General features: G+C 72.1%; 16 protein-coding genes. 6 read left to right on the top strand and 10 right to left on the bottom strand.

All coding sequences use genetic code 11. The annotated features are described in order from the left end of the window. Window positions 1-76 precede the first annotated feature (76 nt). Together B4K29_RS07590 and B4K29_RS07585 are read right to left on the bottom strand one after the other, a co-directional pair. Window positions 77-1942, bottom strand: coding sequence for an NHL domain-containing thioredoxin family protein (locus tag B4K29_RS07590; RefSeq protein ID WP_286966912.1), 1866 nt, complete (start codon window positions 1940-1942; stop codon window positions 77-79). Between the two features lie 61 nt (window positions 1943-2003). Next, window positions 2004-4031, bottom strand: coding sequence for a cytochrome c oxidase assembly protein (locus tag B4K29_RS07585; RefSeq protein ID WP_286966909.1), 2028 nt, complete (start codon window positions 4029-4031; stop codon window positions 2004-2006). A gap of 60 nt (window positions 4032-4091) precedes the next feature. Here B4K29_RS07585 and B4K29_RS07580 point away from each other — a divergent pair, with 60 nt between their 5' ends. The 5 genes from B4K29_RS07580 (at window position 4092) to purU (ending at window position 9229) form a co-directional block, all read left to right on the top strand. Further along, on the top strand, window positions 4092-4994 hold the full coding sequence (locus tag B4K29_RS07580; protein WP_286957461.1) for a maleylpyruvate isomerase N-terminal domain-containing protein: 903 nt from the start codon (window positions 4092-4094) through the stop codon (window positions 4992-4994). A 71-nt stretch (window positions 4995-5065) separates the two neighbouring features. Beyond that, window positions 5066-5548 carry a MarR family winged helix-turn-helix transcriptional regulator gene (locus tag B4K29_RS07575; RefSeq protein ID WP_286966907.1) on the top strand — a complete coding sequence of 161 codons (483 nt, stop codon included), beginning with the start codon at window positions 5066-5068 and terminating at the stop codon, window positions 5546-5548. Further along, entirely contained in the window at window positions 5548-7434 is a 1887-nt protein-coding gene (locus B4K29_RS07570; RefSeq protein WP_286966905.1) for an MDR family MFS transporter, read from the top strand. Before B4K29_RS07575 ends, B4K29_RS07570 begins: the two co-directional genes overlap by 1 nt. Before the next feature lie 111 nt (window positions 7435-7545). After that, window positions 7546-8247, top strand: a complete 702-nt coding sequence (locus B4K29_RS07565) for a class I SAM-dependent methyltransferase (RefSeq protein ID WP_286957452.1) — start codon at window positions 7546-7548, stop codon at window positions 8245-8247. Window positions 8248-8362: 115 nt separating this feature from the next. After that, the gene (purU, locus tag B4K29_RS07560) at window positions 8363-9229 is read left to right on the top strand and encodes a formyltetrahydrofolate deformylase (RefSeq protein ID WP_029210124.1); all 867 of its coding nucleotides are present in this window, start codon (window positions 8363-8365) and stop codon (window positions 9227-9229) included. 385 nt (window positions 9230-9614) lie between these two features. Here the strand turns inward: purU and B4K29_RS07555 are convergent, their stop codons facing one another. The 5 genes from B4K29_RS07555 to hisC all read right to left on the bottom strand — a co-directional run bounded on the left by B4K29_RS07555 (window position 9615) and on the right by hisC (window position 15756). Beyond that, window positions 9615-11099: a dihydrolipoamide acetyltransferase family protein gene (locus tag B4K29_RS07555; protein WP_286957448.1), complete on the bottom strand. Its 1485-nt coding sequence runs from the start codon at window positions 11097-11099 to the stop codon at window positions 9615-9617. Window positions 11100-11120: 21 nt separating this feature from the next. Beyond that, window positions 11121-12101, bottom strand: coding sequence for an alpha-ketoacid dehydrogenase subunit beta (locus B4K29_RS07550; protein WP_019285312.1), 981 nt, complete (start codon window positions 12099-12101; stop codon window positions 11121-11123). Between the two features lie 3 nt (window positions 12102-12104). Continuing rightward, complete coding sequence (locus B4K29_RS07545) at window positions 12105-13247, bottom strand: thiamine pyrophosphate-dependent dehydrogenase E1 component subunit alpha (RefSeq protein ID WP_019285313.1); 1143 nt, start codon at window positions 13245-13247, stop codon at window positions 12105-12107. A 205-nt stretch (window positions 13248-13452) separates the two neighbouring features. Further along, window positions 13453-14508, bottom strand: coding sequence for a hypothetical protein (locus B4K29_RS07540; RefSeq protein ID WP_286957440.1), 1056 nt, complete (start codon window positions 14506-14508; stop codon window positions 13453-13455). A gap of 96 nt (window positions 14509-14604) precedes the next feature. After that, on the bottom strand, window positions 14605-15756 hold the full coding sequence (gene hisC / locus B4K29_RS07535; protein ID WP_239266580.1) for a histidinol-phosphate transaminase: 1152 nt from the start codon (window positions 15754-15756) through the stop codon (window positions 14605-14607). Window positions 15757-15797: 41 nt separating this feature from the next. On the opposite strand from hisC, the gene B4K29_RS07530 reads away from it, so the two are divergent. Then, window positions 15798-16190 carry a phage holin family protein gene (locus B4K29_RS07530; RefSeq protein ID WP_029210129.1) on the top strand — a complete coding sequence of 131 codons (393 nt, stop codon included), beginning with the start codon at window positions 15798-15800 and terminating at the stop codon, window positions 16188-16190. 116 nt (window positions 16191-16306) lie between these two features. On the opposite strand, the gene B4K29_RS07525 is transcribed toward B4K29_RS07530, so the two are convergent. Genes B4K29_RS07525 through B4K29_RS07515 form a run of 3 tightly spaced genes read right to left on the bottom strand, consistent with a single transcriptional unit; the run spans window position 16307 to window position 19201 of the window. After that, entirely contained in the window at window positions 16307-17071 is a 765-nt protein-coding gene (locus tag B4K29_RS07525) for an NUDIX hydrolase (protein WP_286957429.1), read from the bottom strand. Beyond that, window positions 17068-18129, bottom strand: coding sequence for an alpha/beta hydrolase (locus tag B4K29_RS07520; protein ID WP_286957427.1), 1062 nt, complete (start codon window positions 18127-18129; stop codon window positions 17068-17070). Before B4K29_RS07520 ends, B4K29_RS07525 begins: the two co-directional genes overlap by 4 nt. Before the next feature lie 7 nt (window positions 18130-18136). Beyond that, a complete protein-coding gene (locus B4K29_RS07515) occupies window positions 18137-19201 on the bottom strand; it encodes an EamA family transporter (RefSeq protein ID WP_286957423.1) in 1065 nt (354 codons plus the stop codon). Window positions 19202-19254 lie beyond the last annotated feature (53 nt).

The raw sequence follows: 19254 nt of genomic DNA, 5'->3' as shown, positions 1-19254 counted from the left end.
TGGGGCGATGAACCCATTACGTACCCTTTGGGTTGCCATTCGTCACTCATCGTCAATACGTTCACCCTTTTAGCGGTCAGGTGCCGCGCAGTTCGAGCCTGAGCTCGCGCACCGCCCCGTCCACGACGACGACCGGGATCCCCCAGTCCTGCTGGTAGAGATGGCAGGCCGCGTGCTCGGGCACCTCGCCGGTGACCGGGTCGCCGTCGCAGGCCGCGGCGCGGACCGAGACGTGCAGGATGCCGTCGCCCACCCGGGGGTCGAGGTGCAGCCACCGGGTCAGCCCCTGGGCCGTGCCCGAGCCCTCGCGCAGCAGCGCCTCGGGCGAGCTCGACACCATCAGCTGCGTCGGGTCGCCCCACCGCAGGTCGAGCTTCTGCCCCGTCGGGGGCACGAAGTCCACCACCAGGTCGACCTCGCCGGGGGCGATCTCGGTGCGGGGCCGCTGCGTGGTGTGCGCGAGACCGTCGACCCGGCGAGCCACCGGCGGTATGCCGATCCGCTCGATCCGGTGCGCCGCCGACTCGACGACCAGCAGGGTCTCGTCGTCGTCCACGAGGACGTCGCTCGGCTCGGCCAGGTCGCCGAGCAGCGTCGACACCTCGCTGCTCGCGGGGTCGTAGCGGCGCACCGCGCCGTTGTAGGTGTCGGCGATCGCGACCGAGCCGTCCGGCAGGACGCTCACCCCGAGCGGGTGCTGCATCAGGGCCTGCGCGGCCGGCCCGTCGACGTGACCGAAGTCGAACAGACCCTGCCCCACGACGGTCTCGACCTGGACGGCCGGGGCGAGATCCGCTGCTGCGACGGCCCCCTGGCCGCCGGTCGGCGCCACGGTGACGCGGCGCAGCGCGGAGGTCTCGGAGTCGGCCACCCACAGGACCTCCCCGTCGGCGGAGACGGCGAGCCCCGACGGCTGCGCGAACCAGCAGTCGCCCCCATCCCCGTCCCGGATCCCCTCGGCCGAGGTGCCGGCCAGCACCTGGATCTCGTTGTCCGCCGGGTCGGCTCGCAGGTCGAGCGACCACAGCTGGTGGGTGCCCGCCATGGCCACGACGAGCCGATCCTGCCACCAGGCCAGGTCCCACGGGGTCGACAGGTCCTGCGCGAGCGCCGGTCCCCCGCCGGTGCGCTCGCGCAGCTGGGAGCCGGTGCCGGCGAGAGTGGTCCACTCCCCCGACACCAGGTGCAGACCCCGCACCTGGTGGTTGACGCTGTCGGCGACCGCGACGTCCACGCCGGTGCGGGCAGCCACCTCGGGCGGCAGCAGCAGCACGCCCTGCGGCTCCGCGAGGGGCGGCTGGGCGGCATACCGCGTCTGCTCGGTCACGAGATCGGGTGCCAGCCGGACGATCTCGTGGTGCGCGGTGTCGGACACGAGCACCGAGCCGTCGTCGAGCCGGACCGCCTTGCCCGGGAAGCGCAGCGGCGAGGTGGGCGGCGGCGGGGCGACGTAGGGGCCGTCCCCGCGGCGCAGGGTCCCCTTGGCGTCATGCTCGGCGAGCAGCTCGCGGACGAGGACCTCGAGGCCGTGGGCGTGGCCCTCGCCCGACATGGACGCGACGACATAGCCCTCGGGGTCGATGACGACGAGGGTCGGCCAAGCGCGCGCGGTGTAGGCCTGCCAGGTGACCAGGTCCGGGTCGTCGAGGACGGGGTGGTGCACGGCGTAACGCTCGACGGCGGCGGCGAGCGCGTCGGGGTCGGCCTCGTGGACGAACTTGGGCGAGTGGACGCCGATCAGCACGAGGCTGTCGGCGAACTCCTGCTCCAGGGGCCGCAGCTCGTCCAGGACGTGCAGGCAGTTGACGCAGCAGAAGGTCCAGAAGTCGAGGACGACGACCTTGCCCCTCAGCTCGGCCAGGGTGACCTCGTGCCCTCCGGTGTTGAGCCACCCCCGGCCGACGAGCTCGGGGGCACGGACGCGGGCACGACGATCAGCCATGACACGCAAACCTACCCCCGGTGAAGGCATCGACCGGCCTTCGTCCGCCAGGCTGATGCCTCTACCCCCGGCGGGTCTGGTCGTGGCCGGCGATCCGGCCCAGCCGCTCGTTGTAGGCCCGCAGCTCGGCGTCCTCGTCGCGCTCCGCCTCGCGGTCGTAACGCCGGGACTCGCGCGAGTCCGAGCGCACCCAGTCCGCCACCACCAGCAGCGCCAGGATCATGGTGGGGAACTCACCGATCCCCCAGGCGATGGCGCCGCCGTCCTGCTGGTCCTGCAGGAGGTTCCAGCCCCAGCCGAGCTGCAGCGCCTCGTAGAAGGTGGGCGCGAGCAGCGTCGTCCCGGACATCAGCGCGATCCCGAACCACGCGTGGAACCCCAGTGTCCCCAGCAGCAGGACCAGGCGGCCCGGCGCCGGCCACTTGCGCGGGCCCGGGTCGACGCCGATCAGCACCCACGCGAAACCGTAGCCTGCCAGCACGAAGTGGACGACCATGAGCACGTGCCCGGTGTGGGTGCGCAGCGCGAGCTCGAACAGTGGCGTGAAGTAGAAGACGATCAGGCTCGCGTAGAAGTTGATCGCCGCCACCAGCGGGTTGGCCATGAACCCCACCCACCGGGAGCCGAGGGCCGCGCTGAGGAGCTCGCGCAGCCCGAACGACCCGTCGTGCCGGGGCCTCAGGACGCGCAGCGCCAGCGTCGAGGGCGCCCCCAGGACCAGGAGCATCGGGACGCCCATCATCAGCGCCATGTGCATCGACATGTGCCACGAGAAGGACACCTTGCCGAGCACCCCGGGCCCGCCCTGCGTCGCCAGCAGGAAGATCGCGTGGCCGGCCAGCCAGGCCAGGGTGCGGGTGACGGGCCAGCGATCGCCGCGCCGGTGCAGCACGCGCACACCGTGCAGGTAGAGCCCGACGGCGATCAGGGAGAGCGACAGCCACAGCCAGTCGACGCGCCAGGTCGACAGCCAGGACCAGCCCTGCGGCACGGCCGGCGCCGGGTAGCCCGTGAGCGACTCGGCCGCGGTGATGCCCGGCTGGACCTCGGGGACGGGCGGGGCCGACCGCGACAGGGCGACCCCGAGCCCGACGGCGAGCCCCATGACGGCGAGCTCGATGGCGGCGAACCGGGCGAACCCGGCGGCCAGGGTGGGGTTCTCGCGCAGGCGAGCGACGTACGCGCGCCGTTGCCGCAGACCGACCAGGGCGAGGGCCACGAGCAGGAGGACCTTGAGCACGATGAGCAGGCCGTATGCCGACGCGAGCCCCCGCCACGAGCCGACCCGCACGGCGGCGTTGAGCAGGCCGGACAGCGCGACGAAGGCCAACGACCAGGTCGCCACGTGGGAGTAGCGCTCGACGGTGACGCCCAGGTCCCGCCCGCGCAGGAGGGGCCGCAGGACGAGGATCCCCAGCAGGCCACCGAGCCACAGGACGGCGCCGAGCAGGTGGTACTGCAGCGACGTCACGGCGGTGTCGTGCGCGACCGATCCTGCGGCGTGACCCGCGAGGCCGAGGGGGAAGAGCGCGAGGAGGCCCAGGACGAGCATCCAGGCGAGGGTGTAGCGGGAGCGGCCCACGGCGGCGCCGGTGGTGACGACCATGCCGATCAGGGCCGAGACCACGGTGGCGCGGATGGCGTCGAAGCTCATCGCGAACGCCCCGAACTGGTCCCCGAACTGCGGGTCCGTCGGGGACATGCCCGCCGCGTCGGCGAACGTGAGGACCACGCCGGCGAGCCCTGCGACGACCCAGATCATGCCGGTCAGGCTGGCCGCGCGGGCCGCCGTCACACGACGGGTCCCTTCGCGGTCGTCGGGCACCAGCATCGTGCCGACGAGGAGCAGGCCGACGGTGGCGGTGAGCGCGACGTCGTGGACGGCGCGGACCAGGGGCAGGCCCCAGCGGACCGCGGGGCCGGCGTCCCCGAGACCCGTCACGAGCTCGGTGAAGGCACCCGTCGCGAGCCCGCCGGCCAGCAGCGCGACCAGCGCCCCGACGAGAGGGACCGTCGCGATGACCGTGCGGGCCTCCCGGGAGTCGTCCCGGTGGGGCGTGGACGGGGACGCGACCTGGGTGCTGCTCACCCCTCCAGCCTAAGGCGACGCAGGGACGCGGTCGGCTCCGCCCGTCGTTAGGGTGGGGCCATGCCCATCCACCCGGCACCACCCACGGACCTGCCTGGCCTCGTCAACGCCTTCGCGCACACGGGACAGGCCGTCACCGACCTCGGACGCGGGCTCACCGACGAGCAGCTCGCGCTCCCGACCGACTGCCCCGGCTGGACGGTCAAGGACCACGTCTCGCACGTCGTGGCCGTCGAGTCCCACCTCGAGGGGCTGCCCGAGCCGCACGTGGACGTGCCTGGATACGACCATGTCCGCAACGACCTCGGCCGCTTCATGGAGGTGGGCGTCGAGGCGCGCCGCTCGCGTGCCGGCGTGGACGTCGTGCGCGAGCTGGAGTACGTCCTCGGCCGGCGCGTCGCGACCGTCGGCAGCCCGGGCCTCGAGCTCGACTCCATCGTCGCCGGCATGCAGGACCGCCCCACGACCGTCGGCGAGCTGCTGCGCATGCGCACCATGGACATCTGGGTGCACGAGCAGGACATCCGCGCGGCCCTGGACGAACCCGGCAACCTGGACTCGCCCGCGGCCGCGGTGTTCGTGGCGTCGGCGGTGCGGATCGTGCCCCAGGCCATCGCCCGTCGTGCCGAGGTGCCCATCGGCGACACGGTGATCCTCGAGCTCACCGGCCCCGTGACCGCGCGCATCGGGGTGCGGGTCGAGGACGGCACCGAGGAGGACCCGCGTCCGCACGGCGTCGTGCTCTTCGGCGGGGAGGGGGACCAGCAGTCGTCGGGCAATACCACGACGACCATGCGGGCCATCGACCCCAACACCCAGATCACCACGGCCAAGCTGTCCACCAGCGCGTTCGGACGCCTCGCCGCGGGCCGCCGCTCGGTCGACGAGGTGACCTACACCGTGGCCGGCGGCGACGAGGACGTGGCGCGGCGCGTGCTGGCCAGCCTCCGCTTCACCCCCTGACGCACGCGCGGCGACCGGCTGGACGTCATACGGGTTGATCGATCAACGACATAGTTGTATGCTGCAAGCAAATGAATAGCGCGCATCGCTCCCGCGAGGAGTCCGCGACGGCCCTTGGGGCAGCCCTCTCCGGCGTGATCCGCGCTGGCTTCGTCGCCAAGCACTCCGTCCCACCCCCACCCGTACCCGGCCTCGACCACGGCGCCCTGCCTGTGCTGTTCGCGGTCGCCGACCAGGCTCGACGCGTGTCCGACATCGCCACCGTCTGCCACACCGACGTCTCCACCACGAGCCGCTACGTCACGTCCCTGACCCGCCTCGGCCTCGTCGACAAGGCCCCAGACGAGCAGGACCGACGCGCTTCGGTCATCACCATCACCGACCTGGGGCGCCAGACCGCCGACACCATGCGCCGCGAGCGAGCCCGGCTGTTCGCGGGGATCCTGCACGACTGGGACCCTGCCGACATCGATGCCCTCACGGCGTCGCTGGGCAAGCTGGTCGACAGCGTCGACCACTACCTCCACGACCACCGCACGATCAAGGGAGCCTGATGGCCACCACCTCACCTGCCGCCCCGGCGCAACCGGGCGGCGAGCTGACGCACAAGCAGATCGTCACGATCCTCCTCGGTCTGATGGCTGGGATGTTCCTCGCCGCTCTCGACCAGAACGTCGTCGGCACCGCGATCAAGACCATCGCCGACGACCTGTCCGGCCTGGACCAGCAGGTCTGGGTCACGACGGCCTACCTGATCACGTCGACGATCTCGACCCCGATCTACGGCAAGCTGTCCGACATCTACGGCCGCAAGCGCTTCTACCTCGCCGCCATCACGATCTTCGTCGCCGGCTCGCTGCTCTGCACGATCCCCCAGACGATGTACCAGCTGGCCGGCGCCCGCGCCGTGCAGGGCCTCGGCGCCGGTGGTCTCATGTCGCTGGCCCTCGCCATCATCGGCGACGTGGTCCCGCCGCGCGAGCGCGCCAAGTACCAGGGCTACTTCCTGGCCGTCTTCGGCACCTCGAGCGTGATCGGCCCGGTCCTCGGCGGGTTCTTCGCCGAGCGCGACTCCATCCTCGGCCTCGCCGGGTGGCGCTGGATCTTCTTCATGAACGTCCCGATCGGCCTGATCGCCTTCGCCGCCGTCATGGCGACGCTGCACCTCAACCACACCCCGCGCAAGGCCCGCATCGACTGGGCCGGGGCCACCACGATCATCGTCGGTCTGGTGCCGCTGCTCCTCGTCGCCGAGCAGGGCCGCACCTGGGGCTGGACCTCGGCCGCGTCCCTGGCCTGCTTCGCCATCGGCCTGGCCGGCATCGCGGCCTTCATCTGGTCCGAGGCGCGCGCCGGTGACGACGCCCTGATCCCCCTGCGCATCTTCCGCAACCGCACCATCGTCATCTCGCTCACCGGCGGCTTCGTCATCGGAGCCGGCATGTTCGGCGGCATGATGTCGATCCCGCTCTACCTCCAGATCGTGCACGGCTCGTCGCCCACCACGTCGGGTCTGCAGATGCTCCCCATGGTCGTCGGGATGATGCTGGCCTCGATCGTGTCCGGCCAGCTCATGAGCAAGACCGGACGCATCAAGATCTTCCCGCTGATCGGCGTGACGCTCATGACGATCGTCCTCTTCGCGCTGTCCCGCATCACCGCCGACAGCAGCCTCACCTGGGTCATGACGCTGATGTTCTTCTTCGGCCTCGGGCTCGGCAACACGATGCAGCCCCTGACCCTGGCCGTGCAGGCCGCGGTCGAGCCGCGCGAGATGGGTATGGCGACCTCCTCGGCCACGTTCTTCCGCCAGATCGGTGGCACGCTCGGCGTCGCGATCTTCTTGTCCGTGCTGTTCAACTCGCTCGGCGACAGCATCAAGGACGCCTTCACCAGCGCCGCCAAGGACCCGAGCTTCCTCGCCGCCCTGCGTGACCCGGCCGTGTCCGCCTACTCACCGGAGTCGGCGGGGCTCGTCAAGGGCATGGCCAGCGGCCAGGGCGCCAGCGGTCTCGGCAACGTCGGCGCGGACTCCTCCATCATCGACAAGCTGCACCCTGCCCTGTCCCACCCCATCAAGGCGGGCTTCGCGACGTCGATGGACCACGTCTTCCTCCTCGGGGCGATCGTGTGCGGGATCGGTGTCCTGGTCCTGGCCTTCCTGCCGAACGTGGTGCTGTCCAACCAGTCGGCGCAGGCAGCGATGGCCGCCCAGCGGGCCAAGTCCGACCGGGGCCTGCTGCCGCTCGGTGACGACGCCTCCGAGTCGGACAAGCGCCTGCACGACAGCCTCGAGAAGTTCCTGCTGGACGCCGCGGCGTTCGAGACCGGCGGACACACCTTCGACGAGCTGCAGGACACCTGGGACCACCTGGAGGACCACCAGCTGGACCCGCACCGCAAGGGTCGCCACCGCGCGTCCGACCCCGCCACCCACTGATCCGCTGATCCGCTGGTCGGCCTGAGGTGGTCACATCCGCTTGGCGTGCCAACCCAGGCGGACGTGACCACCTGAGGTAGGTCCCCTCGGGGTCGGGCTATCGTGACGAGCATGAGCGAGACTCCCGACAGCGCTTCTCCGCGCACCCGGTGGGCCGAGCTGGTCGGCGACGACGGGGGCGCGGACTACGAGCGCCGCATCCAGCAGGTCCTCGACCTGACCTCTGCCGCCGGCGGGAACCCGCACGGCGAGGCCGAACTCGTCGTTTCGCTGCTGCCTGAGGGCGGCCGCGTGCTCGACGCCGGTTGCGGCACCGGCCGGGTCGCCGTGCGCCTGGCGGAGCTCGGCCACCCGGTCGTGGGCGTCGACGCCGACCTGTCGATGCTGCGGGTCGCCGCCGACCGCAACCCACGGATCCCCTTCTGGCTCAGCGATCTCGCCGACCTCGACGTCCCGCAGGGCATCATCGGCGCGGGCTTCGACGTCGTCCTCCTCGCGGGCAACGTCATCCCCCTGCTCGCGCCAGGCACCCTCGACCAGGTCGTCCGCAACCTCGCCGGCGTCCTCAAGCCGGACGGGGTGCTGGTCGCCGGGTTCGGGCTCGACCACGAGCACCTGCCCGCCGGCGTCGAGCCCACTCCCCTCTCGGACTACGACCGAGCCTGCGCCGCAGCGGGACTCGAGCTGTCCGAACGCCGTGGCACCTGGGAGGGCGGGGACTTCACCGGCGGGTCGTATGCCGTGAGCCTCCACCGGCACGCCACCAAGGCCCCCAGCCCCCTGGGGCGACTGCGGTCGTTGCTGCACCGCTGACGCACCCGTCCCAGTAGCGGACGGTCCCGCCTCGCGGCGACCCCGTGGGGCACAGTGGTGCGCGGACCGCAGCGGTCCGGCATACGACGACATCACTCGACCCACGGGAGCCACCGTGCCCAGCCAGGCCACCGAACCCACCTATGTCCTCACCCTCACCGCGCGCCCCGACGTCGTGGGGATCGTGCACGGGGTGAGCGGGTTCCTGGTCGAGCACGGCTGCACGATCCTCGAGTCGAGCCAGTTCGGCGACCCTGAGGCGGACGCGTTCTTCATGCGCGTGCAGTTCAGCGGGCCGGTGCCCGAGATCGACCGACTGCGAGCGGACTTCGCGCCGGTGGCCGAAAGGTTCGCGCTCACCTGGGACCTGCAGGACGCCGCCCGCCCCACCCGCACGCTGCTCATGGTCAGCCGCTTCGGCCACTGCCTCAACGACCTGCTCTTTCGCGCCCGCATCGGCGCCCTCAACGTCGAGATCCCTGCCGTCGTCTCCAACCACGAGGACTTCCGCACGCTCGTCGAGGGCTACGGCATCCCCTTCCACCACGTCCCCGTGACGCGCGAGACCAAGGCCGAGGCCGAGGGGCGCCTGCTGGAGCTCGTCGACGAGCTGGACGTCGAGCTGGTGGTGCTCGCTCGCTACATGCAGGTGCTGTCGGACGACCTGTGTCGCGCGCTGGACGGGCGGGCCATCAACATCCACCACTCGTTCCTGCCGAGCTTCAAGGGCGCCCGCCCCTACCACCAGGCCCACGCCCGCGGCGTCAAGCTGATCGGCGCGACCGCGCACTACGTCACCGCGGACCTCGACGAGGGGCCGATCATCGAGCAGGACGTCGCGCGCGTAGACCACTGGGCGGCGCCGGAGCGGATGGTCGCCATCGGTCGCGACGTGGAGACGCAGGTCCTCGCCCGCGCGGTCGAGTGGCACGCCGAGCACCGGATCATCCGCGACGGCCACCGCACGATCGTCCTGCGCTGACGCCCTGGGCGCTCACGCGCACGCAGCCGTCGCACCCGACCGTCGCACCCGCCGTCCCCGGTCTGGACCTCCAGCCCCCGTCTTGCCGTGCAGCCCCCGTCTCCTGCTGCAGCGCAAGACAGGAGACGGTCGCCGAGACAGGAGACAGTCGCCGAGACAGGAGACAGTCGCCGAGACAGGAGACAGTCGCCGAGACGGGAGACAGTCGCCGAGACGGGGAACGGACGGACGCCGAGACGGGGAACGGACGGACGCCGAGACAGGAGACGGTCGCCGAGACAGGAGACGGTCACCGAGACAGGGAACGGACGCCGAGGCGCCAGCACACGCAATGGCGGGGCCGGACGCGTCGCGCCCGACCCCGCCGTCATACGACTGAGACCGCTCAGCCCCAGACGAGCCCGCGGGCCGGGTCCTCGAGCACCTTGGCGACGTCGGCCAGGAACCTCGAGCCGAGCTCGCCGTCGATCAGCCGGTGGTCGAAGGACAGCGCGAGCTGCGTGATCCAGCGCGGCACGATCTCCTCGGACCCGTCGGCCGCGGTGACGACCCAGGGCTGACGACGCACCGCGCCGAAGGCCAGGATCGCGGACTCGCCGGGGTTGATGATCGGCGTGCCCGTGTCGACGCCGAAGACGCCGACGTTGGTGATCGTGATCGTGCCGCCGGACATCTCGGCGGGCTGCGTGCGCCCGGCCCGGGCGGTCTCGACGAGCGAGCCCATGGCCTGCGCCAGCTCGAGCATCGACAGGCGGTCGGCGTCCTTGATGTTGGGCACCATCAGACCGCGCGGCGTGGCGGCCGCGATCCCGAGGTTGACGTAGTTCTTGTGCACGATCTCCTGGTTGGCCTCGTCCCAGGTCGCGTTGACGCCGGGGTTGCGGCGGCTGGCGACGATCAGGGCCTTGGCGACGACGAGGAGCGGCGAGACGCGGACGTCCTTGAACTCCTTGTCCTTCTTGAGCCGGTCGACCAGCGCCATCATCTCGGTGACGTCGACGGTGATGAACTCGGTCACGTGCGGCGCCGTGAACGCCGACCCGACCATGGCCTGCGCGGTCACCTTGCGCACGCCCTTGATCGGGATGCGCACCTCGCGCTCGGCGTCGCCGGCCAGACCCCTCGAGCCGTATGCCGGAGCGCCCGCCGCCTCCTGGGGCTGCGCGCCTCCCGCGAGGTAGGCGTCGACGTCGGCGCGCGTGACCACGCCGCCGTCACCCGTGCCGGTGACGGCCGTGAGGTCCACGCCCTTGTCCTTGGCGTACTTGCGGACGGGGGGCTTGGCGAGGGCCTTGCCGGGACGGGATCCCGCGCCGTCGGCGACCTCGACCGCGACGCCGTGCGGGTCCACGACGGTCGGGTGGGTCATCTCGGTGGCCGCCGCGACCTGCGCGAAACCACCCCAGGACTCGGGGTTCTTGGTCTCGCTCGGGGTGGGCAGCGGGCCGCGCTGGTGCTTGCGGGGGCGGCGCTTGGCGTCGGTCACCTTGGGGCCGTAGCCGACGAGGACCGCGACGCGCTCCTCCTTGGGGGCGGCGGACGTGCCCGTCCCCATGGCCTCGTCGACCTGGGCCTGGGTGGCCGCGGCGGACGCGTCGTCGGGCTCGGCCGGGGCGTCCCCACCGCCGGTGCCGTCGTCGATGGCGATGATCGGGGTGCCCACGTCGACCGTCTCGCCCTCGGGCGCCATGATCTGGGCGACGGTGCCGGCCCACGGGATCGGCAGCTCGACCAGGGACTTGGCGGTCTCGATCTCGACGACGATGTCGTTGACCTTGACCTCGTCGCCCTCCTTGACCTTCCACGTCACGATCTCGGCCTCGAGCAGACCCTCACCGGGGTCCGGGAGGTTGAACTTCTTGATTGCCATGTGAATTCGCTCCTCTCGGGCTCAGTGGGCCAGGACGCGGTCGACGCCGTCGAGCACGCGGTCGAGGTCGGGCAGGAAGTGCTCCTCGTACTTCGAGGGCGGGTAGGGCAGGTAGTAGCCCGTGACGCGCTGCACCGGCGCCTCGAGCTGGTAGAAGCAGCGCTCCTGCACCTGGGCCGCGATCTCGGAGCCGAGACCGAGGAAGGACGCGGCCTCGTGGACGACGACCAGCCGACCGGTCCGCTCGACCGACGCGCAGACGGTGTCGATGTCGAGCGGGCTGACCGAGCGCAGGTCGATGACCTCGAGCGAGGTGCCCTCCTCGGCGGCCGCCGCGGCAGCCTGGATGCAGGTCTTGACCATGGGGCCGTAGCAGACGACCGTGACGTCGGTGCCGGGCACGATCACGTTGGCGCCGTAGAGGCCTCGCGGCGCGGACGGCGCCTCGAGGTCGACCTCGCCCTTCTCGTGGTAGCGCCGCTTGGGCTCGTAGAAGATCACCGGGTCGTCGGACTCGATGGCCTGCTGGATCCCCCAGTAGGCGTCCTCGGGGTTGGACACGAAGACCGTGCGCAGCCCCGCGGTGTGGGCGAAGTAGGCCTCGTTGGACTCGCTGTGGTGCTCGACCGCCCCGATGCCGCCACCCATCGGGATGCGGATCACCATGGGCAGCCGGAGCTTGCCGCGCGAGCGGTAGTGCATCTTGGAGACCTGGGACACGATCTGGTCGAACGCCGGGTAGACGAAGCCGTCGAACTGGATCTCCGCGACGGGGCGGTAACCCCGCAGCGCCATACCGACGCTCGTCCCGATGATGCCGGACTCGGCCAGGGCCGAGTCCATGACCCGGTGCTCGCCGAAGTCCTTCTGCAGGTGCTCGGTGATGCGGAAGACGCCGCCGAGCTTGCCGACGTCCTCTCCGCACAGGACGACCTTGGGGTCGCGCTCCATGGCGGCGCGGAGGCCGGCGTTGATGGCCTTGGCAATGGTCAGCTTGGTCATCGTTCAGTCCTCGAAGCTCGCGGCGTAGGCAGCGAACTCCGCGCGCTGCTGCTCGATCAGGGCGTGGTCGTCCTCCACGTAGACGTGGTCGAACATGCCGTGCGGGTCGGGCTCGGTCATGCCGATCGTCCCCGTGCGGATCTCCTCGGCCAGGGCGTCGGCCTCGCGCTGCAGGTCGTCGAAGAACGCCTGGTCGGCCTTGCCGGAGCGGATGAGATAGGCCCGCAGCCGCTGGATGGGGTCGCGGTGCTTCCACACCTCGACCTCTGCGTCCACGCGGTACTTCGTCGGGTCGTCCGAGGTCGTGTGTGCGGACATGCGGTAGGTGAAGGCCTCGATGAACGACGGGCCCTGGCCGTCGCGGGCGCGGTCGAGCATCGCCTTGGAGACCGCGTACGACGCCAGCACGTCGTTGCCGTCGACGCGGATGCCCGGGAACCCGAAGCCGTTGGCGCGGTGGTAGAGCGGGCCGCGGGTCTGGCGCTCGTTGGGCTCGGAGATGGCCCACTGGTTGTTCTGGCAGAAGAACACGATGGGGGCGTTGTTGACGCCGGCGAAGACGAAGGACTCGTTGACGTCGCCCTGCGCGGTGGCCCCGTCGCCGAAGAACGCGACGACCGCGGCGTCGCGGTCGGGGTCGCCCGTGCCCACGTCGCCGTCCAGCGTGATCCCCATGGCGTAGCCCGTGCCCATGAGCACCTGGTTGCCGATGACGATCGTGTAGAGCTGCATCCCCACCTCATTGGGGTCCCACCCGCCCTGGTCGACGCCCCGGAACTGCGACATCACCTGCAGGGGCTTGACGCCGCGGCACCAGCCGACGCCGTGCTCGCGATAGCCGGGGAAGGCGTAGTCCTGTTTGCGCATCGCCCGGCCGACCCCGATCTGGGCGGCCTCCTGGCCGAGCAGCGAGACCCACAGGCCCAGCTCGCCCTGACGCTGCAGCGCCGTGCCCTCGGTGTCGACGCGGCGGATGAGGAACATGTCGCGGTAGAAGCCGCGCAGGTCCTCGTCGGTCAGCCCGTCGAGATAGCGGGAGTACTCCGGGTGGTCGACTCGCTCCCCCTCGGGGGTGAGCAGCTGCACCATCTCCGGCCCGCCGTAGGCGTCACTGCCGCCCGGGCGGGCGACGACGTTGTCGCTCATGGGTGATCTCCTTCGATCCTCGGGCCGGGCAGGGTCGCTGCTCGGTCCGGCTCGGGGCCACGACGGGCGGGGTCACCGCCCAGGTCCGGCCTCGTCGAGGTGACGACGTCGGGCCGGTCGCTCGTGGCGGTCAACACGTCCCGTCGGACGCTTGGGCCTGGCGAGGGCAGCGTACCTGCCCGCCCCGTCCCTGTCGCCAGTCGGGTCAGGGCGCGCTGCGAGCAGGGGTGCCGCGCGGGGCGCTCGCCGGGGACGCAGCCGGGGGCGCCGCCGGAGCGGTCGTCGCCGTGGGCGAGTCCTCGCCTCCGACCCCGCCGGTGCGGCTCGGGCTGGGGCCGGGCTGCGGCGACGCGGTCGGGGCGGGCGACGTCGGCACCGCAGTCGTGGGCGTCGGCGTCGGCGTCGGCAGGGGCCCGACGATCGACCCGGGCGTGGTGGGGGTGCCGGGTGTGGGGGTCGGCGAGCCGGGACCCGTGGGGCTCTGGCCGGGGCCGGTGGGGGTGGTGCTGGGATCGGTGGGCGTGGAGCCGGGCGTCGTCGTCGGGTCCGTGGTCCCGGGCGCGGGCTCCGTGGGGGTCGGCGGGCTACCCGTCGACGGCTCGGGCACCGGCTCCGTCATACGGCGCATGATCGGGTCCTCCCCGACCGGGTCGGGCTCGGCGGGGACGTCGCCCGGCGGCTGCGTGGGAGGCGGCGTGCGGTCGGGCGTCGTCGGCGCCTGGGCGATGAGCGGGGACGCGTTGCTCGCGCCGTCGTCGACGACCGGGCCGGCCTCGGGGGCCGGGACCGGCCCCAGGTCGGCCATGGACGCCAGCACCTCGTCGGCGTCGACGCCGGTCAGCGGCTCGGCCACCTCGAGCAGCGGCAGCAGGGCCGCCAGGGCCTCGAGGCGCTCCTGCGCAGGCTCGATGACGGTCTGCTCGAGCACCTGGCCGCGCGGCGCTGCGGACAGCAGGACGATGCCGTCGAGCGGGTCCGAGGGAGCCACCGGCGCCTCGGGTCGTTGGGCCTGCTGCACGACCAGCGCGCGCGAGACGGACGGACCCTGAGCGGTCAGCGCGTCGGCCGGACCATCGGTCTCGTATGCCGAACCGCCGGTCGCCGTCAGGCCGGGGGTCGTGGTCGACCCGCCGCCGAGCACCCCCTCCAGGGTCCCGGGGCCGGTGGTCAGCGACAGGCCCGCCAGGCCGAGGGTGGCGGAGACACCGAGAGCCGACAGGGCGAGGGCCGGCCTCCAGGCCGTCCCCCCCTGCCGTCTCATGGGCCTGTGCCTAGACCCGGGTGTCTCCATGCTCTCCATGGTGCGGTCACGGTGCAGTCACCGACAAGTGAACCGGAGGCAAACCGTCCCTGCTGACTAGTCACCCGGCTGGACGCGTGCCCGGACACGGTCAGCGACCTCGAGCAGGCGCGTGTTGGCCTCCTCCTCGCCGATGGTGATGCGGACGCCGTCGTTGCCGTACTGCCGCACGACCAGCCCGGCGTCGCGGCACGCCTCGGCCAGCTCCGTGCAGTGCTCCCCCACCGGGAAGTACACGAAGTTGGCCTGGGTGTCGGGCAGGCGCCACCCCTGCTCGGCCAGGCCACGCGTCACACGGTCACGCTCCGTGACCAAGGCCTCTACCCGCTCGTCCAGCTCGGCGAAGAGGCCGAGGCTGGCGACGGCGGCGTCCTCGGCGATCCGCGAGACACCGAAGGGCAGGGCGCACTTGCGCAGCGCCGCCGCGACCTCGGAGGGCGCCACGGCATACCCGACCCGCAGCCCGGCGAGGCCGTAGGCCTTGGAGAAGGTCCGCAGCACCGCGATGTTGGTGTGGTTGCGGTAGAGGTCGAGCGCGTCGGGCGTCTCGGGGTCGCGGACGAACTCGAGGTAGGCCTCGTCGATGACGACCAGGACGTGCGGCGGGACCGCAGCCAGGAAGGCCTCGAGCTCGTCGGCGTGGACCGAGGGCCCGGTGGGGTTGTTGGGCGTGCAGACGATGACCAGGCGGGTGCGGTCGGTGATGGCCGCAGCCATGGCGTCGAGGTCGTGGCGCTGGTCGGCCGTGAGCGGCACCTGCACGCTGGTGGCCCCGGCGAGCGCGGTGACGATGGGGTAGAGCTCGAACGAGCGCCACGCGTAGACCACCTCGTCGCCCGGGCCGCAGGTGGCGGTCACGAGCTGGGTGAGGACGCCGGACGACCCGGTGCCGGTCGCGATGTGGTCGTTGGGCACCCCGAGGAAGTCGGCGAGCGCCTGCGTCAGCTCGGTCACCGCCATGTCCGGGTAGCGGTTGACCGTGGTCGCGGCCGACGCGATGACCTCGAGCACGCTCGGCAGCGGCGGGTAGGGGTTCTCGTTGCTGCTGACCTTGTAGGTCGTGCGGTCGGGCAGCTCCGGCGCCGGGCGACCGGGGACGTAGGCGGGGACGCTGGCGAGCGCCTCGCGCAGCCGCACCTCGCTCTCGGGGGTGGCCGCGTCGTCGCGGTCGGGGCTGAGCTCGCTGGTGGCGGCATCGGCTGCGGTCATGGCACCACCATATGCGGGGGCCGACATGTCACCATATGGCCATGAAGAACTTCGCGATCAAGACGCTCGTCAACGGCATCGCGCTCTGGGTCGCGGCCATGGTGGTCTCCGGGATCCACCTCGGCGAGGACAAGCCCTCGCTCGCCACGCGCCTGCTGTCGATCCTGCTGGTGGCCATCGTGTTCGGGCTGATCAACGCGGTCGTGAAGCCGGTCGTCAAGCTGCTGTCGCTGCCGGCGATCATCCTCACGCTGGGGCTGTTCACCTGGGTGATCAACGCCCTCATGCTGCAGGTCACGTCCTGGCTGGCCGGCCCGCTCGGGCTGGACTTCCGGGTCGACAGCTTCTTCTGGGACGCGATCCTGGGCGCCCTGGTCGTGGCGTTCGTGTCGCTGCTGCTCAACATCCTGCTGCCGGACGCCGACGAGGTCTGAGCCCCCCACCGTTGGTCACCACTGACGCTGTGGATCGTTCAAGGGGCGCGCGATTCGTCCGTTGGTGACCAATGGCGAGGGTGGTGGTTGTGGTGGCTGTGGTGGTGGGGCCGGCCTCAGGCGCGGGGTCGGCCGTCCACGAGGTATGCCGTGCCGCTGCCGGCCGGGGTGGCGGCGAGGCGCTCCAGCAGGGTCACGACATACGGCGCGCAGTGCTCCCGGACCTGCTCGGGCGTGGCCCAGTGCAGGGCGCGGATCTCGCGCGGCTGCAAGGTGACTCGGTCCACCAGGTCGGCCGGGTGCACCCCGCCGTCGAAGACGAACAGGGTGGCGTCGCTCCAGCCGCGATAGGGCGGGAGCCAGTCGACGACGAGCAGGTCGCGGGCCGGCAGGTCCAGCCCGAGCTCCTCGGCGACCTCGCGCTCGGCCGTGGCGGACGGCGGCTCACCGGGGTCGACGATGCCGCCGGGCAGGTCCCACTCGCGCTTGTAGGTCAGCTCGCAGAGCAGGACGCGGCCATCGGGGTCGCGCAGCAGCGTCTGGGCGATGTTGCGCTTGGTGGGCATCGTGGTGTTGAGGACGCCGAGGAAGCCTTCGCGGGTCTCGGGGCCGGGGTCGCTCGCCAGCCGGGCCATGACGACGTGGTCGCCGTGGCCGGGACCGATGCCGCGCATGGTGCCCTCCTGGCGCAGGCCGAGGCGGGCGGCCACGCGGTGCGTGACGACGTCGTCGGGGTCGTGCAGCGTCTGGACGCGGCGCCACCCGGCGGCGATCCCCGCGGCGACCTGCTCGCGCAGCGCCTCGACCTCGGCCAGGTCGTCGGGCGAGTGCCCCGACAGGTCGAGCTCGACGATCCCGTCGCCGATCTCGCGGACGATCACCGGCGCACCAGCAGGTCGCGGACGGCCTCGGCCACCTCGATGACCAGGTCGCGGCTGGCGCGCGAGACCCCCATGGCGTTGAGGTCGCCGTGGGTGCCGTCCTCGTCGACCCGCAGCGTGACGGGGACGCCGGCCTCCTCGAGCCGCGCGGCATAGGCGAGGCCCTCGTCGCGGAGCACGTCGAAGGCCGACACCAGGACATAGGCGGGAGGCAACCCGCCGAGGTGGCGCGCGAGCAGCGGCGAGGCGTCCGGGTGGGACGCCTGCTCAGGCTCGCGCAGGTAGTGGGAGGCGTACCACTCCATCGTCGACTCGGTCAGGAAGAAGCCGGTGGGGAACAGCGCGTAGGACCGGGACTTGCGGGACCAGTCGGTGACGGGGCATAGCAGCACCTGCAGATCGGGACCGCCGGCCTCGTCCTCGACGGTGCGGTGGCACACGACGGCCGCGAGGTTGCCGCCCGCGCTGTCGCCCATCACGGCGATCGGCGTGGAGGCGTCGCCGCCGAGCTGATCGCGGTGGTCCCGCACGTGGCGGAAGGCCGCCACCGCGTCCTCGACGGCGCACGGGAAGGGTGACTCCGGCGCCAGGCGGTAGTCGACGGAGACGACGGTCAGGCCGGCATAGCGCGCGACGAAACGGCATACGGGATCGGCGCTGTCGAGAGAACCGGCCACGAAGCCGCCGCCGTGGAAGTAGACGACGACGCCGCGGGGCGGCTCGCCCGGGGCGGGGTCGTAGGTGCGCGTGCGGATCGAGCCCGCCGGGCCCGGGAACGAGTCGTCGCGGATCGACGCGACGTGGGGCTGGTGGCCGAAGAGCCAGGCCTCGGTCTCGATCTCGGCGCGCCACTGCTCCGGCGTCAGCTCGGCCGCGTCGCTGCCCGGCGCCAGCTCGAGCATCCGCAGCGCCACCTGGACGTCCGTGCGCAGGGTGTGGCCGTCGATGCGCCGCGGCCGGCCCGCGACGAGACGCAGGACCGGCCGGGGCAGGCGCGCGACACCACGCAGCACGGACTGCGTGGCGCGCAGGGTCAGGGGACGGCGGGTCGAGGGCACGTGCCCATCATGCCCGCGACTCCCCGAACTTGACCGCCGCAACACCCGCGAGGATCAGCGCACCGCCGGCCAGCTGCACGAGGCCCGGGAGCTCCCCGAGCAGGAGCCAGGCAATGAGCACGGCGAACACCACCTCGGTGAGCCCCACGAAGGACGCGACGGTCGAGCCGAGGCGTCGCGTCGCCGCCACGCCGAAGCCGTAGGCCACGGCCGCGGCGAGCAGGACCAGGCCGAGGACGGGCACCCACCAGGGCGCATCCAGGCCGGCGAGGACGACGGGGGCGGTGGTGGCGACCATCGGGATGATGCCGACCGCGCCGGCTAGGCCGAGGACAGCACCACCGACGACCATGCCGCCGGCCGCGAGGGCGATGGGCGGCAGGCCCTTGGTCTCGCGGGCGCCGAGCAGGAAGTAGGTCGCGTTGCAGCACGCCGCCGCGAGGCCCCACAGGAGGCCGACCGGGTCGATGCCGATGCCGCCGAAGAGGTCGATGACCAGGGCGAGCCCGGCCATGGACAGGGTCGCGCCGAGCAGCGTCGCGGGCGACGGGGTGCGGCGGGTGCGCAGCCACAGGTAGCCGACGATGAGGACGGGAGCGAGGTACTCCAGGAGGAGGGCGACGCCGACGGACAGGTGCGTGACGGCGTTGAAGTAGAAGAGCTGGCTGCCGGCCACGGCGACCACGCCATAGGCCAGGATGACGCCCCAGTTGTCGAGGAAGGCGCGCAGCCGGTGGCGCATCAGCCAGAGGGCGGGTATGCCGAGGGCGAGCGCGGCTCCGGCGATGCGTGCGGTGACGGCGGCGCCGGGGCTCCAGCCCGCCTCGAGCAGCGCCTTGGCGAAGGACCCGGAGGTGGCGAAGCCGACGGCCGAGATCAGGGCGAGGACCAGGCCGCGCGAGACGCCGCGCGGGCGGCTCGGGGTCGGGCGCTCGGTGGCCTGCTCGTCCGGGACGTGCGGCAGCGGGTCGACGTCGACCTGGCCGAGGCGCAGCGTGTCCACGACCGGGTCCGCGAGGGTGAGGTCGGTGGTGGTGTCGACGCGGTCGGTGGTGCGGGTCATGGCGGTCATGGGCACTCCTCTCGAGGGCTTCAGGGCACGACGGTCGTGACGCACGTCGTCGA

Source organism: Arsenicicoccus sp. UBA6765 (assembly GCF_002453335.1).
In the GTDB taxonomy this organism is placed as follows: domain Bacteria; phylum Actinomycetota; class Actinomycetes; order Actinomycetales; family Dermatophilaceae; genus Arsenicicoccus; species Arsenicicoccus bolidensis.
The sequence above is the reverse complement of the archived record's forward strand: the minus strand, read 5'-3'. Positions and strand labels throughout refer to the sequence as shown.

Coding starts and splice junctions, on each gene's coding strand:
- B4K29_RS07590 (WP_286966912.1), bottom strand. CDS start 1,942: ATGGCTGATCGTCGTGCCCGCGTCCGTGCCCCCGAGCTCGTCGGCCGG.
- B4K29_RS07580 (WP_286957461.1), top strand. CDS start 4,092: ATGCCCATCCACCCGGCACCACCCACGGACCTGCCTGGCCTCGTCAAC.
- B4K29_RS07575 (WP_286966907.1), top strand. CDS start 5,066: ATGAATAGCGCGCATCGCTCCCGCGAGGAGTCCGCGACGGCCCTTGGG.
- B4K29_RS07570 (WP_286966905.1), top strand. CDS start 5,548: ATGGCCACCACCTCACCTGCCGCCCCGGCGCAACCGGGCGGCGAGCTG.
- B4K29_RS07565 (WP_286957452.1), top strand. CDS start 7,546: ATGAGCGAGACTCCCGACAGCGCTTCTCCGCGCACCCGGTGGGCCGAG.
- B4K29_RS07555 (WP_286957448.1), bottom strand. CDS start 11,099: ATGGCAATCAAGAAGTTCAACCTCCCGGACCCCGGTGAGGGTCTGCTC.
- B4K29_RS07550 (WP_019285312.1), bottom strand. CDS start 12,101: ATGACCAAGCTGACCATTGCCAAGGCCATCAACGCCGGCCTCCGCGCC.
- B4K29_RS07545 (WP_019285313.1), bottom strand. CDS start 13,247: ATGAGCGACAACGTCGTCGCCCGCCCGGGCGGCAGTGACGCCTACGGC.
- B4K29_RS07540 (WP_286957440.1), bottom strand. CDS start 14,508: ATGAGACGGCAGGGGGGGACGGCCTGGAGGCCGGCCCTCGCCCTGTCG.
- hisC (WP_239266580.1), bottom strand. CDS start 15,756: ATGACCGCAGCCGATGCCGCCACCAGCGAGCTCAGCCCCGACCGCGAC.
- B4K29_RS07530 (WP_029210129.1), top strand. CDS start 15,798: ATGAAGAACTTCGCGATCAAGACGCTCGTCAACGGCATCGCGCTCTGG.
- B4K29_RS07515 (WP_286957423.1), bottom strand. CDS start 19,201: ATGACCGCCATGACCCGCACCACCGACCGCGTCGACACCACCACCGAC.